This is a genomic window from Pseudomonas sp. LjRoot277, assembly GCF_964253845.1.
Taxonomy (GTDB): Bacteria; Pseudomonadota; Gammaproteobacteria; order Pseudomonadales; family Pseudomonadaceae; genus Aquipseudomonas.
Genome location: NZ_CAXURI020000001.1, coordinates 2,175,507 through 2,189,117 on the forward strand (window position 1 = coordinate 2,175,507; position 13,611 = coordinate 2,189,117).

Below are 13,611 nucleotides of genomic sequence, written 5' to 3' on the forward strand. Positions count from 1 at the left end.
CAAACCCTACCAACCCCCACACTCCGAGTATCAGCTTCTAGCAACAATCAGCGGTTAAACCGTTCCACCAACGAATACTGAGTGTTCGCCGTTTTCGTCAGCTCTTCACTCAACAACGCCGAGTGTTGCGCCTGTTCCGAGGTCTGATCCGCCAGGTGCGAGATGTTGCTGATGTTGCGGCTGATCTCTTCGGCGACAGCACTTTGCTCTTCGGTCGCCGCAGCGATCTGGGTGGTCATGTCGGTGATGTTGGCCACCGCTTCGCTGATCCCCACCAGAGCCTGATCCGCTTCCAGAACCCGCGCCACACCTTCTTCAGCCTGGCGATGCCCGGCTTCCATGGTTTGCACCGCCGTGCTGGCGGTTTGCTGGAGCTTGGCGATCAGGGCGTGGATCTGCCCGGTGGATTCGCTGGTGCGTTGTGCCAGTTGACGGACTTCGTCGGCGACCACCGCAAACCCGCGACCCATCTCACCGGCACGGGCCGCTTCGATGGCAGCGTTCAACGCCAGCAGGTTGGTCTGGTCGGCGATGCCTTTGATCACATCGACCACGCCACCGATTTCGTCGCTGTCCTTGGCCAGTTGGGTCACGGTCAGGCCGGTTTCACCCACCACCACCGACAGGCGCTGGATGGCTTCGCGGGTTTCCCCTGCGATGTCGCGGCCGCGACCGGTCAGGCGATTGGCTTCCTGAGTCGCATCGGCCGTGCGCTGCACGTGGCTGGCGACTTCCTGCGTGGTGGCGGCCATCTGGTTGACGGCAGTGGCCACTTGCTCGGTTTCGACGCGTTGGCGTTCCAGACCGTTGGAGCTGTTATGCGCCAGGGTGTCGGACTGTTTTGCTTGGTCGCTCAGGTGCTCGGCGGTGTCCTGCAGACGGGTCAGGCAGGTTTTCAGGCGGGCTTCCTGGCTGAGGATCGACATCTCCAGACGTGCTTGAGCGCCGCGACTGTCGGTGTACATCTGAGCGATCAACGGGTCGGAGGTGGTCTGCCCGGCCAGGTGCAGCAGACGCTTGAGGCCGCGCTGTTGCCAGCTCAACCCCAACAGACCCAATGGCACCGACAGGCCGGCGGCCAATGCAAAACCCCATTGGGAATTGAGCGACGCTCCGATCATGAAGCTCAACTGGCTGACGAGGATGAACGGCAGCCAGTCCTGCAGCACCGGCAGCCATTTGTCTGTTGAAGGAATCGCCGACTTGCCCTGGTTGATGCGTTGGTAGAGCGCTTCGGCACGGCGGATCTGCTCGGCGGTGGGTTTGACCCGCACCGATTCGTAACCGACCACCTGATTGCCTTCGAAAACCGGCGTGACATAGGCGTTAACCCAGTAGTGATCACCGGTCTTGCAGCGATTCTTGACAATGCCCATCCATGGCAAGCCTTGTTTCAGTGTGCCCCACATGTGCGCGAACACCGCGGCCGGGACGTCAGGGTGACGGACCAGGTTATGCGGCGCACGGATCAGTTCCTCACGAGAAAACCCGCTGATCTCGACGAAAGCGTCGTTGCAGTAGGTGATCACGCCCTTGGCATCGGTGGTGGAAATCAACCGTTGCTGAGCCGGGAAGGTCCGTTCGCGTTGTGTAGTGGGTTGGTTATTACGCATGGCTTTTTCAATCCGCAAGGCTTTGACAGGGTGTCGGCATGATCGGGAATTTATTGAAGTAATTTTTCAATAATCAGTGGTTCGTCGCAAAACGACCATTGCGTCACCCGGCGAGCATCGGATAAGTGAACAGGCCGAAATGCAGCAGGTTCAGGCCGAAATGGGTGGCGATGGCCGCACCCAAGCCACCAAAACGGTAGGCCAGACCATAGCCGACACCTGCCAGGCTCGCCAGCAACACCCATTGCCAGCCAGCACCCACATGCACCAGGCCGAACAGCAGCGAGGCGAGGAGCAGGGCGAGGTTTTCACCGTAGGGCAGGTTTTTGAAGCACCGGGTCAGACCGCCCTGGATGTAGCCGCGAAAGAGTGCTTCCTCGACCAGGGTCACCAGCAGCAGATTGTTCAGTAGCCACAGCCAGGCTTGATCCGGCCACTTCGGTGCCCAGCTGATCACGCCCAGCAACAGCGCGCCACCCAAGGCGAGCACGGCGCTCAACGTCAGCCCCAGCGCGGTGGCATAAATGGAAAGGCGCAGCGAACGCCGGCCGACAATCCACGGGCAGACCAGCAAAAGCCAGAACCCGATCAGGGGTTTGTCCTGATTCAGGTACATGAAAAACGGCACGGCATCGTCGGTGAATTGCTGAGGGGCGAAACCACGACCGTTGTAGAAACCGGGAAGCCAGTGCATCGCCAGTGCCAGGACCAGGACGAAGAACACCCCATGACCGAGATAGCGGCCGGCTTGAACCTTTTGCTGGCGCACGGCGAAACCTGTGAACAGCAACAATGCGAAGGAGATTATGGCCAGCCAGCCGAGTTGGCCGTAGATCAGTGCCAAACCATAGCCGAGGGAGAGAAGGGCCAGGTAGTTCCATGGCAGAGCAATCATTCGGAATCCTTTAGAGCGGTGGCGTATTAGAAGGCTGCGATCCTTTCGGGGCGCGTGATTATAGGGACGTACACCCCACAAACAAAAACACCGCCCGAAGGCGGTGTCTGTGTCAGCAGGTTGTTACGAGGCAATCAACTGTCGTAACACGTAATGCAAAATTCCCCCCGATTTGAAGTACTCCACCTCATTCAGGGTATCGATCCGGCACAACACCTCGACTTTCTCGCGGCTGCCGTCTTCACGGGTGATCACCAGTGTCAGGTTCATCCGCGGCGTCAGCTCGACGCCGGTCAAACCCAGAATATCCAGCGTCTCCTTGCCGGTCAGGTTCAGACTCTTGCGGTTTTGATCCAGTTTGAACTGCAACGGCAACACGCCCATGCCCACCAGATTGGAGCGGTGAATCCGTTCGAAACTTTCGGCGATGACCGCTTTGACCCCCAGCAGATTGGTGCCCTTGGCCGCCCAGTCGCGGCTCGAGCCGGTGCCGTATTCTTGCCCTGCAATCACCACCAGCGGTGTGCCCGAGGCTTGATAACGCATCGCCGCGTCGTAGATCGGCACCCGCTCCCCGGTGGGGATGTAAATCGTATTGCCACCTTCTTCGCCGCCGAGCATCTCGTTGCGAATGCGGATGTTGGCAAAGGTGCCGCGCATCATCACTTCGTGGTTGCCGCGACGCGAGCCATAGGAGTTGAAGTCCCGTGGTTCCACGCCTTTCTCGCGCAGGTAGTGGCCTGCGGGGCTGTCGACCTTGATGTTACCGGCCGGGGAGATGTGATCGGTGGTCACCGAATCACCCAGCAGCGCGAGGACTCTGGCACCCGCGACGTCCTTGACCACTGGCGGCGGCCCGCCGATGTCATCGAAGAACGGTGGATGCTGGATGTAAGTCGAATCGTCCTGCCAGACATACGTCGCCGCTTGCGGCACTTCAATCGCTTGCCATTGCTCGTCGCCGGCAAACACTTCGGCGTATTCCTTGTGGAACATCGCGGTGTTGACCTGGTTCACCGCGTCGGCGATCTCTTTGGTGCTTGGCCAGATGTCCCGCAGATAAACCAGATTGCCATCCTTGTCGGTACCCAAAGGCTCGCTGCTGATGTCGATGCGCACCGTACCGGCCAACGCATAAGCGACGACCAGCGGCGGGGAGGCCAGCCAGTTGGTTTTCACCAGAGGATGCACACGGCCTTCGAAGTTGCGGTTGCCCGACAGCACCGAGGCGACGGTCAGGTCGGCGGCCTGAATGGCTTTTTCGATCGGCTCCGACAATGGCCCGGAGTTGCCGATGCACGTGGTGCAGCCGTAACCGACCAGGGCAAAACCCAGTTCATCAAGGTACTGGGTCAGGCCGGCAGCCTTGTAGTAGTCGGTGACCACTTTCGAACCTGGGGCCAGCGAGCTCTTGACCCACGGTTTGCGCTTGAGGCCTTTTTCCACGGCTTTCTTCGCCACCAGTCCGGCGGCCATCATCACGCTCGGGTTGGAGGTGTTGGTGCAGGAGGTGATCGCGGCAATCACCACCGCGCCGTTTTTCAATCGATAGGTCTGACCGTCGTATTCGTAGTCGGCTTCACCGGCCAGATCGGCATTGCCCACCGCGACGCCACCGCCGCCTTCACTTTCGAGACGACCGACTTCCTTGCTGGTGGGTTTGAATTGCAGGTCGACGAAGTCACTGAACGCTTGCGCGACATTCGGCAGCGATACCCGGTCCTGCGGGCGTTTCGGCCCGGCAAGGCTGGCTTCGACGCTGCCCATGTCCAGCGCCAGGTTGTCGGTGAACACCGGTTCCTGGCCCGGCAGGCGCCACAGGCCCTGGGCTTTGCTGTAGGCCTCGACCAGCTTCACGGTCTCGCTGGTGCGGCCGGATAAACGCAGGTATTCCAGAGTGATGTCATCCACCGGGAAGAAACCGCAGGTGGCGCCGTATTCCGGGGCCATGTTGGCGATGGTCGCACGGTCGGCCAGCGGCAGATCGGCGAGGCCGTCACCGTAGAACTCGACGAATTTGCCGACCACGCCTTTCTTGCGCAGCATCTGGGTGACGGTCAGCACCAGGTCGGTAGCGGTGATGCCTTCCTTGAGCTTGCCGGTGAGTTTGAAACCGATCACTTCCGGGATCAGCATCGACACCGGTTGGCCAAGCATCGCCGCTTCTGCTTCGATCCCGCCGACGCCCCAGCCGAGTACGCCGAGGCCGTTGATCATGGTGGTGTGGGAGTCGGTGCCGACCAGGGTGTCGGGGAAGGCATAGGTGCGGCCGTCCTCGTCCTTGGTCCAGACCGTGCGCCCCAGGTATTCCAGATTGACCTGATGGCAGATCCCGGTGCCGGGCGGTACCACGCTGAAATTGTCGAAGGCGCTCTGGCCCCAGCGCAGGAAGGCGTAACGTTCGTGGTTGCGCTGCATTTCGATGTCGACGTTCTGTTCGAAGGCGCTGGCACTGGCGAATTTGTCGACCATCACGGAGTGGTCGATCACCAGATCCACGGGGGAGAGTGGATTGATTCGCTGCGGGTCGCCGCCGGCCTTCGCCATCGCGGCACGCATGGCGGCCAGGTCAACCACGGCAGGGACGCCGGTAAAGTCCTGCATGAGAACCCGCGCGGGACGGTATTGAATTTCACGGTCGGAGCGACGTTCCTTGAGCCAGGCGGCAATCGCCTTGAGGTCGGCGCCGGTGACGGTTTTTTCATCTTCCCAGCGCAGCAGGTTTTCCAGCAGCACTTTCAACGACATTGGCAGCTTGTCCAGATCGCCCAAGCTCTTGGCGGCATCCGGCAAGCTGAAATAGTGATAGGTCTTGTCGTCGACTTGTAAGGTTTTAAGGGTTTTCAGGCTATCGAGGGACGGCATTGAAATGACTCCTTTGAGTCCGCACGGCTACGGACTGAGGGAACGAACAGAGGTTTAAACCTAGACCTGTTTGGTGCTTAAGGCTAATAACTGGACTCTATGGCCAAGTCCAAGGTTCCGAACTCGGCTATCATGCGCCGGTTTTCGTGACAGGCTTTGCTTCAACGCAAGTCTGGGCATCGCGCAGTGGTTGAATTTCTCGCCATCTGCCCAGGAGTAAGAATGAACACCCTCTTTATGCATTGCCGGCCGGGCTTCGAAAGCGAAGTCTGTTCCGAGATTTCAGAACACGCCGCGCGGCTGAACGTGGCCGGTTATGCCAAGGCCAAGACCGCCAGCGCCTACGCCGAATTCATCTGCACCGAAGAAGACGGCGCCGAGCGCCTGATGCGTGGTCAGCGTTTCGCCGACCTGATCTTCCCGCGCCAGTGGGCTCGCGGGATCTTCATCGACCTGCCGGAAACCGACCGTATCAGCGTGATCCTCGCGCACATGGCGGACTTCCCGCTGTGCGGCAGCCTGTGGCTGGAAATGGTCGACACCAACGATGGCAAGGAACTGTCGAACTTCTGCAAGAAGTTCGAAGGACACCTGCGCAAGGCGCTGATGGCCGCTGGCAAACTGGTTGAAGATGCCCACAAGCCGCGTCTGCTGCTGACCTTCAAAAGTGGCCGCGAAGTGTTCATGGGGCTGGCCGAGTCGAACAACTCGGCGATGTGGCCAATGGGCATCCCGCGCCTGAAGTTTCCCCGTGAAGCGCCGAGCCGTTCGACCCTGAAGCTGGAAGAAGCCTGGCACCACTTCATCCCGCGCGATCAATGGGATGAGCGCCTGCACAGCGACATGACTGGCGTCGACCTCGGCGCCGCCCCCGGCGGCTGGACCTGGCAACTGGTCAATCGCGGCATGCTGGTCACCGCGATCGACAACGGCCCGATGGCGGAAAGCCTGATGGACACGGGGCTGGTGCAACACTTGATGGCTGACGGCTTCACCTTCAAGCCCAAGCAACCGGTGGACTGGATGGTCTGCGACATCGTCGAGAAACCGGCGCGCAACGCCGCGATGCTGGAAGAATGGATTGGCGAGGGGCATTGCCGCGAAGCGGTGGTCAACCTCAAGCTGCCGATGAAACAGCGTTACGCCGAAGTGAAGCGCTTGCTGGAGCGCATCGCCGACGGGTTCAAGGAGCGCGGTATTCGGGTCGAGATCGGCTGCAAGCAGCTGTACCACGACCGTGAAGAAGTGACCTGCCATCTGCGCCGGATCGACGTAAAGAAACCGAAATCCCGCTGATACACCCGGACCACTGTGGGAGCGGGCTTGCTCGCGAATGCGGAAGGACATTCAACATTGATGTCGACTGACCCACCGCTTTCGCGAGCAAGCCCGCTCCCACAGGTAACGCGTAACGCCACAGATGACCGAACACCCGGCAATGCGCGACAATGCCGGCAAGTTTCAGGAGTGAATCATGAGTGAAATGATTGATACGCCGGTTGACGGCACCCTCGACGCCACCGGCCTCAACTGCCCGGAACCGGTGATGATGCTGCACCAGCACATCCGTGACCTGGTGCCCGGCGGCCTGCTCAAGGTGATTGCCACCGACCCGTCGACCCGTCGCGACATTCCCAAGTTCTGCGTGTTTCTCGACCACGAACTGGTGGCGCAGCACGAAGAGGCCGGCACCTACCTCTACTGGATCCGCAAGAAACTCGCTTAACCCGCCGACTGGCTAATGCGAATCCGCTTGCGTGCACTGCGCGTCAGGCGGATCGACAGCATCAGTGCCGCGCAACTCAAGCCCACGATCAAACCCTGCCACAGTCCGCTCGGGCCGCTCGGCGCGCCGAACCAATCGGTCAGGCCCAACGCGTAACCCACCGGCAAACCAATCCCCCAGTAAGCGAACAGCGTCAGGATCATCGTCACCCGAGTGTCCTGATAGCCGCGCAACGCGCCGGCAGCCGTCACCTGGATCGCATCGGAAAACTGGAACAGCGCTGAATACACAATCAGCATTGCCGCGACATGAATCACCGTCGGATCAGACGTGTAGATCGTTGCGATGTGTTCACGCAGCAACAGCATCATGCTCGCGGAGATGCACGCATAGGCCAGCGCCGTGCCCATGCCGACACCGGCGGCGAAGCGTGCTTCGCGCGGCTCCTGACGGCCGAGCGCCTGGCCGACCCGCACGGTCACGGCCATGCCGAGGGAGTAGGGAATCATGAACACCAGCGAGCTGAAGTTCAGCGCGATCTGATGCCCGGCCACGACCGTCGCGCCGAGGCTACCGATCAGCAGCGCAATCACCGCGAAGATGCTCGACTCGGCGAACACCGCGATGCCGATCGGCAGGCCGATACCCAGCAGGCGTTTGATCACCGACCACTGCGGCCAGTCGAAACGGCTGAACAACTCACTCGACTGATACGCCGGCGCCCAGCGCTCCCACCCGGCCATGCCCAGGGCCATCACCCACATCACGATCGCCGTGGCCCAGCCGCAACCGACACCGCCCATGGCCGGCACACCGAAGTGGCCATAGATGAAGATGTAGTTCAGCGGAATGTTCAGCGCCAGCCCGCACAGGCCCAACACCATGGCCGGACGCGTGCGCCCCAGGCCATCACTGAAGCAGCGCAGCACATGGTAGAACGCAACGGCGGGCAAACCGCTGGCGATGCCATGCAGGTATTGCATGCACGGGCCGATCAATTCGGGATCGACCTTCATGATGTGCAAAATCGGTTCGGCGCTGAACAACATGCCGGTCGACATCAAGCCCACCACCAATGCCAGCCACAGTGCCTGGCGCACAATCGGGCCGATCTCGCTGTGGGTGCCAGCGCCGAAACGCTGGGCGACTTTCGGGGTCGTGGCCAGCAGCGTGCCGGTCATCAACAGAAACACCGGCACCCAGATCGAGTTGCCCAGCGCCACCGCCGCAAGATCCCGTGGCCCGACCCGGCCCGCCATCACCGCATCGACAAAGCCCATGGCGGTGGTCGCCAGTTGCGCGATCATGATCGGCAAGGCCAGGCCGAGCAGGTTTTTCAGCTCCAGGCGAACCCGGGCCGGGCGGGTGAGAGAAGTAGCGGCGAGGCGGTCAGTCACGGAATTCAAGGGCGAAACGTCCAAAGATGTTGATGCGCAAGGCGGCGCATTCTACGCCCTGACGCAGTGGTCAGGAAAAGTCCTGTGTTGCGGATTTGTAATCACCGACCCGGTTTTATGCCGAGCGCTATTGTGGCGAGGGAGCTTGCTCCCGCTGGGTCGCGCAGCGGCCCCGATTCAAGCGACCTGGTTTCAACAGGTACACCGCGTGCAAAGGTTTTGGGACTGCTGCGCAGTCCAGCGGGAGCAAGCTCCCTCGCCACAGGGCGCGTGATGACCGCTAATGCCTGCTGGCCCACTACGGCCATCTCCGCCTACACTGCCGATCCGCCAAAGGAGCCTGCCATGCTGATTGTTGCCGACGAAAATATCCCGCTGCTCGATGCCTTCTTCGAAGGTTTCGGTGAAATCCGCCGGGTGCCGGGACGCTCCATTGACCGCGCCACCGTCGAACAGGCCGATGTGCTGCTGGTGCGCTCGGTGACCAACGTTAACCGCGCGTTGCTCGAAGGCAGCAAAGTACGCTTTGTCGGCACTTGCACCATCGGCACGGATCACCTGGATCTGGATTACTTTCAGCGGGCCGGCATCACCTGGTCCAGCGCACCCGGCTGCAATGCCCGTGGCGTGGTCGACTACGTACTGGGCAGTCTGCTGACCCTGGCCGAAATCGAAGGCGCCGACCTGACTCAGCGCACCTACGGCGTCGTCGGTGCCGGTGAAGTGGGCGGCCGCTTGGTCAAGGTTCTGCAAGGTCTGGGCTGGAACGTGCTGGTCTGCGATCCGCCAAGACAAGCCGCTGAAGGTGGCGATTACGTCAGTCTCGAACAGATCATCGAGCAGTGCGACGTCATCAGCCTGCACACGCCGTTGAAGAAACACGGCGCCCAGTCGACCTGGCATCTGTTCGATAAAAACCGTTTGAGCCAGCTCAAACCCGGCACCTGGCTGATCAACGCCAGTCGTGGCCCGGTGGTCGACAACGCCGCGCTGCGCCAGGTACTGCTGCAACGCGAAGACCTGCAAGCAGTGCTGGATGTCTGGGAAGGTGAGCCTGAGGTCGATGTGGCACTGGCCGAACTCTGTGTGCTGGCGACGCCGCACATTGCTGGTTACAGCCTCGACGGCAGACAGCGTGGGACCGCGCAGATTTATCAGGCGTATTGCGATTTTCTCGGGCAAGCGGCCCAGATCAGCTTGAACGATTTGCTGCCCGCACCCTGGTTGTCGCAAGTGACCTTGAACGCTAACAGCGATCCGGCCTGGTCGCTGGCCATGTTGTGCCGCGGCGTGTACGACCCGCGCCGCGACGATGCGGATTTCCGTCGCAGCCTTGTCGGCAATGTGAGCGAGCAGCGCGCGGCGTTCGATTTACTGCGCAAGCATTATCCGCTGCGGCGTGAGATTGATGGGTTGGCGGTGCGGATCGAGGGTGATTCGCCTGAGTTGCTGAAGATAGTGGCAGCCTTGGGCGCAACGGCAATCTAAAGGTCCTGACTGTAGTGGTTCAGTTTTTTTGAACCGCTCTGTAGGAGCATTAAGCCGCTTGCTGCTCAAACAGCGCAGGCGGCAGGTGGTTCGAAGCGGAATGGCAACGGCGATGGTTGTAATGTGAGATGAAGCCCATCACATCCTTCTCCGCTTCGAAATGATTTTGGTAGCCGTTTTCTGGCATCCAATCGTGCTTCAACGTCCTGAAATAGCGCTCGACCACCGCGTTATCCCAGCAGTTTCCTCGACGACTCATGCTCTGAACGATCCGGTTTTCTGCCAGACATGCAACAAATCGATCAGCGGTATATTGGCAGCCCTGGTCTGAGTGAAATAGCAACTCAGGCATCGGACGGCGTAACGCCACTGCCAGCTTAAGTGCCTTCATAGACAGCTCAGTATCAGCGGTTCGCGAGCAAGCCCACCCCACGATCCTGCGTGAAAACAGGTCCATCACCACGGCCAGATACAACCAGCCGTTCCCCACTCTGATGTAAGTGATATCGCCTGCCCAAAGCGTGTCAGGCCGGGCCGGATTGAAACGACGATCAAGTATGTTCGGTGCAGCGACTGCCGGCTTCGTCGCACGGCGATAATGGGCGTAACGAGGCCTACGCCGGTGCAAACCGAAGGTCTTGATCAAGGTGCGCATTCGATAGCGGCCAATGAAAATGCCTTCTTTTCTTAATTCTTTGGATAGCCCGCGAGTACCTAATGCTTCGCGATGCTCCCTATGCAACGCGCGGAGTTTGCGCCCCAGCCATCGCTGCGCAGGTAGCAGCAGCTCGGGTTTGCGCTTCACGTAATAGCTGCTGCGGGCCAGACCGAACACGGAGCACATACGCCTAATCGACATCGCGCCTCTAACGCCATCAATCACTTGGTTCGACCAAACAGAACCTTTAGATGAGAGGGCAATTGCTTTTTTAGCACTTGGTTCTCAGCTTCGAGTAGCGCCAATTTCGCCTGAAGCGACTCGATCAGTTCCTGATCCTGCAGTCGAGGAGGTTGCACCATCCCTTCCTGCTCTCGCCGCCAACGCAAAACCCAGCGGCGCAAGGCTGTAGGGCCAACACCGGTAGCTTCACAGGCTTTAGGTATGGAGTAATCCATCTCCACAACCAAACGGATCGCCTCCGCTTTTTCCTCAGATGTAACAACCCGATATCCCATGATGATTCCTAAAGTCGACGCTCCTACATCATGGTCCAAAAATATTCGACCACTACAGACCAGCTCCTACCTAAGCCACATAAACAAGCACCCATAAAAAACCCGGCCATCAGAGGCCGGGTCAAGAAGACGGTGGCTATATCACTTTTGTTCGGCAGGCTTGACCAATCGCTTTTCCAGTTCGCGGCAAGCGTCCTGGATCATGCCTTCAGTGATCGGTACTTCGCGCCCATCCTTATCGATAATCGAGCAACCCAGAGACTGGTCTGGCTGTGTGCGGATCACTTCAATCTTGTCTTCGCTGCTGTTTTGCAAGGACATTGCCTGTCTCCTCATCAGGTTGTGTGCTTACTGTAGAACCGCCAGGTGACCGGGCTGTGACAACTCCCTGCGATCTTTCCAGGGGCGGTCGCATCAGTCCACCAGAAATACGGCGGTGTTGCCACCCGGACTTTAGACCAATACCGTCTAGGTCCTAGGCTTTGCGGTCATATTTAACCTGACTCATTATGATTTACAGCGTTCAAGCCCATCGACCGGTGTAGGCTTGATCGCGTCAAACCCTACTGGTTGCGCCATCGAATGATCTCCATCCTCTCTTCCCGTCAACGGCGCGCCATGCGCCTGGCCCTGCGATTCATCGCGCCTTATCGCTGGCCGGCCGTCGGCGCCTTGCTCGCATTGATCGTCACGGCGGGCATCACCTTGTCCATGGGGCAGGGGATTCGCTTGCTGGTGGATCAGGGTTTCATGACCCAGTCGCCACATTTGCTCAATCAGTCCATCGTTCTGTTTATGTTGCTGGTGGTCGGGCTGGCGATTGGCACCTTCGCGCGTTTTTACCTGGTTTCATGGATCGGTGAGCGCGTCGTCGCGGACATCCGCCGTCAAGTGTTCAACCATCTGATTTACCTGCACCCAGGATTCTACGAAGCCAACCGCAGCTCCGAGATCCAGTCGCGGTTGACCGCTGACACCACGCTGCTGCAATCGGTGATCGGCTCTTCGCTGTCGCTGTTTTTGCGCAATCTGTTGATGGTGATCGGCGGGATCGTCCTGCTGTTTATCACCAACCCCAAGCTCACCAGCATCGTGGTGGTCGCGTTGCCGTTGGTGATCGCGCCGATCCTGATTTTCGGCCGTCGGGTGCGTAGCCTGTCGCGCCTGAGCCAGGACCGGATTGCCGATATCGGCAGCTATGTTTCCGAAACCCTGGGCCAGATCAAAACCGTGCAGGCCTACAACCATCAGGTCCAGGACGAGCAGCGCTTCGCCGTAACGGTAGAGGAGGCCTTCAACACCGCTCGCAAGCGGATCTTCCAGCGGGCCTGGCTGATTACCCTGGTGATCGTGCTGGTGCTTGGCGCGGTCGGGGTGATGCTCTGGGTCGGCGGAATGGATGTCATCGCCGGGCGAATTTCCGCGGGTGAGCTGGCGGCGTTCGTGTTTTACAGCCTGATCGTCGGCAGCGCATTCGGCACGTTGAGCGAAGTGATCGGCGAACTGCAGCGTGCCGCTGGCGCCGCCGAGCGGATAGCCGAGTTGCTGCGCTCGGAAAACATCATCCGGCCACCGACCACTGACCTGGTGACCTTGCCTGAACGGGTGAAGGGTGACCTGGTGCTGCAAGACGTGCGCTTTTCCTACCCGTCGCGTCCCGAAAGCTATGCGGTCGATGGTTTGAATCTGATGATCAATGCCGGTGAAACCCTCGCGTTGGTCGGGCCTTCCGGTGCCGGCAAGTCGACGGTGTATGACTTGCTGCTGCGCTTTTACGACCCGGCCGAAGGACGCATCCTGCTCGATGGCGTGCCGCTGACTCAACTCGATCCGTTGGACCTGCGCCGCTGCTTCGCCCTGGTCTCGCAATCCCCGGCGCTGTTCTTTGGCAGCATCGAAGAGAACATCCGCTACGGCAACCCGACGGCCACCCTGGCCCAGGTTCAGGAAGCGGCGAAAATCGCTTACGCCCACGACTTCATCGAACAAATGCCCAACGGCTACCAGACCCACCTTGGCGACGGTGGCCTCGGTTTGTCCGGTGGTCAACGCCAACGTCTGGCCATCGCCCGGGCGTTGCTGGTGGACGCGCCGATCCTGCTGCTGGACGAAGCCACCAGCGCCCTTGACGCCCAGAGCGAACACCTGATCCAGCAAGCCCTGCCGAGCCTGATGAAAAACCGCACCACGCTGGTCATCGCCCACCGGCTGGCCACGGTGAAAAACGCTGACCGGATCGCGGTGATGGACCAAGGGAAACTGGTGGCGGTGGGGACGCATCAGGAATTGATTGCGAGCAATGCGCTGTATGCGCGGTTGGCGGCGTTGCAGTTCAGTGATGGGCACAGCGCTCTCACCGACCCAGTAACCGACTAAGTAATCGACCCAGTAGAGCCCCCAAAAAAAATGCCCGCATCAATCGATGCGGGCATTTTTGTCAGTGCTTCAAAG

General features: G+C 59.9%; 11 protein-coding genes. 4 read left to right on the forward strand and 7 right to left on the reverse strand.

What is annotated here, in order from left to right; translation table 11 throughout:
- Positions 1-47 precede the first annotated feature (47 nt).
- The 3 genes from ACSQ87_RS10245 to acnA all read right to left on the reverse strand — a co-directional run bounded on the left by ACSQ87_RS10245 (position 48) and on the right by acnA (position 5,373).
- Positions 48-1,613, reverse strand: coding sequence for a methyl-accepting chemotaxis protein (locus ACSQ87_RS10245; RefSeq protein ID WP_150655309.1), 1,566 nt, complete (start codon positions 1,611-1,613; stop codon positions 48-50).
- A 103-nt stretch (positions 1,614-1,716) separates the two neighbouring features.
- Positions 1,717-2,508, reverse strand: coding sequence for a CPBP family intramembrane glutamic endopeptidase (locus ACSQ87_RS10250; RefSeq protein WP_223431992.1), 792 nt, complete (start codon positions 2,506-2,508; stop codon positions 1,717-1,719).
- Positions 2,509-2,631: 123 nt separating this feature from the next.
- Positions 2,632-5,373 (reverse strand): aconitate hydratase AcnA, encoded by a 2,742-nt coding sequence (gene acnA, locus ACSQ87_RS10255; protein WP_223431991.1) that lies wholly within the window; start codon positions 5,371-5,373, stop codon positions 2,632-2,634.
- A 222-nt stretch (positions 5,374-5,595) separates the two neighbouring features.
- Between acnA and rlmM the strand changes: the two genes are divergently transcribed.
- On the forward strand, positions 5,596-6,669 hold the full coding sequence (rlmM, locus tag ACSQ87_RS10260; protein ID WP_223431990.1) for a 23S rRNA (cytidine(2498)-2'-O)-methyltransferase RlmM: 1,074 nt from the start codon (positions 5,596-5,598) through the stop codon (positions 6,667-6,669).
- A 178-nt stretch (positions 6,670-6,847) separates the two neighbouring features.
- Positions 6,848-7,099: a sulfurtransferase TusA gene (gene tusA, locus ACSQ87_RS10265; protein WP_007907805.1), complete on the forward strand. Its 252-nt coding sequence runs from the start codon at positions 6,848-6,850 to the stop codon at positions 7,097-7,099.
- On the opposite strand, the gene ACSQ87_RS10270 is transcribed toward tusA, so the two are convergent.
- The gene (locus tag ACSQ87_RS10270) at positions 7,096-8,505 is read right to left on the reverse strand and encodes an MATE family efflux transporter (RefSeq protein ID WP_223431989.1); all 1,410 of its coding nucleotides are present in this window, start codon (positions 8,503-8,505) and stop codon (positions 7,096-7,098) included. The genes tusA and ACSQ87_RS10270 overlap by 4 nt on opposite strands.
- A 336-nt stretch (positions 8,506-8,841) precedes the next feature.
- On the opposite strand from ACSQ87_RS10270, the gene pdxB reads away from it, so the two are divergent.
- Positions 8,842-9,984 (forward strand): 4-phosphoerythronate dehydrogenase PdxB, encoded by a 1,143-nt coding sequence (gene pdxB / locus ACSQ87_RS10275; protein ID WP_223431988.1) that lies wholly within the window; start codon positions 8,842-8,844, stop codon positions 9,982-9,984.
- A 49-nt stretch (positions 9,985-10,033) separates the two neighbouring features.
- Here pdxB and ACSQ87_RS10280 read toward each other — a convergent pair whose 3' ends face one another.
- The 3 genes from ACSQ87_RS10280 to ACSQ87_RS10290 all read right to left on the reverse strand — a co-directional run bounded on the left by ACSQ87_RS10280 (position 10,034) and on the right by ACSQ87_RS10290 (position 11,481).
- On the reverse strand, positions 10,034-10,819 hold the full coding sequence (locus ACSQ87_RS10280; protein WP_317851638.1) for an IS3 family transposase: 786 nt from the start codon (positions 10,817-10,819) through the stop codon (positions 10,034-10,036).
- Positions 10,820-10,863: 44 nt separating this feature from the next.
- Complete coding sequence (locus tag ACSQ87_RS10285) at positions 10,864-11,160, reverse strand: transposase (protein WP_150701667.1); 297 nt, start codon at positions 11,158-11,160, stop codon at positions 10,864-10,866.
- Between the two features lie 141 nt (positions 11,161-11,301).
- On the reverse strand, positions 11,302-11,481 hold the full coding sequence (locus ACSQ87_RS10290; RefSeq protein ID WP_033061931.1) for a PA1571 family protein: 180 nt from the start codon (positions 11,479-11,481) through the stop codon (positions 11,302-11,304).
- A gap of 261 nt (positions 11,482-11,742) precedes the next feature.
- On the opposite strand from ACSQ87_RS10290, the gene ACSQ87_RS10295 reads away from it, so the two are divergent.
- On the forward strand, positions 11,743-13,536 hold the full coding sequence (locus ACSQ87_RS10295; protein WP_223431987.1) for an ABC transporter transmembrane domain-containing protein: 1,794 nt from the start codon (positions 11,743-11,745) through the stop codon (positions 13,534-13,536).
- Positions 13,537-13,611 lie beyond the last annotated feature (75 nt).

What these genes read in the sequence shown, in the direction of transcription:
- acnA (WP_223431991.1), bottom strand. Translation starts at nt 5,373, where the DNA reads ATGCCGTCCCTCGATAGCCTGAAAACCCTTAAAACCTTACAAGTCGAC.
- ACSQ87_RS10245 (WP_150655309.1), bottom strand. Translation starts at nt 1,613, where the DNA reads ATGCGTAATAACCAACCCACTACACAACGCGAACGGACCTTCCCGGCT.
- rlmM (WP_223431990.1), top strand. Translation starts at nt 5,596, where the DNA reads ATGAACACCCTCTTTATGCATTGCCGGCCGGGCTTCGAAAGCGAAGTC.
- tusA (WP_007907805.1), top strand. Translation starts at nt 6,848, where the DNA reads ATGAGTGAAATGATTGATACGCCGGTTGACGGCACCCTCGACGCCACC.
- ACSQ87_RS10285 (WP_150701667.1), bottom strand. Translation starts at nt 11,160, where the DNA reads ATGGGATATCGGGTTGTTACATCTGAGGAAAAAGCGGAGGCGATCCGT.
- ACSQ87_RS10290 (WP_033061931.1), bottom strand. Translation starts at nt 11,481, where the DNA reads ATGTCCTTGCAAAACAGCAGCGAAGACAAGATTGAAGTGATCCGCACA.
- ACSQ87_RS10295 (WP_223431987.1), top strand. Translation starts at nt 11,743, where the DNA reads ATGATCTCCATCCTCTCTTCCCGTCAACGGCGCGCCATGCGCCTGGCC.
- ACSQ87_RS10250 (WP_223431992.1), bottom strand. Translation starts at nt 2,508, where the DNA reads ATGATTGCTCTGCCATGGAACTACCTGGCCCTTCTCTCCCTCGGCTAT.
- pdxB (WP_223431988.1), top strand. Translation starts at nt 8,842, where the DNA reads ATGCTGATTGTTGCCGACGAAAATATCCCGCTGCTCGATGCCTTCTTC.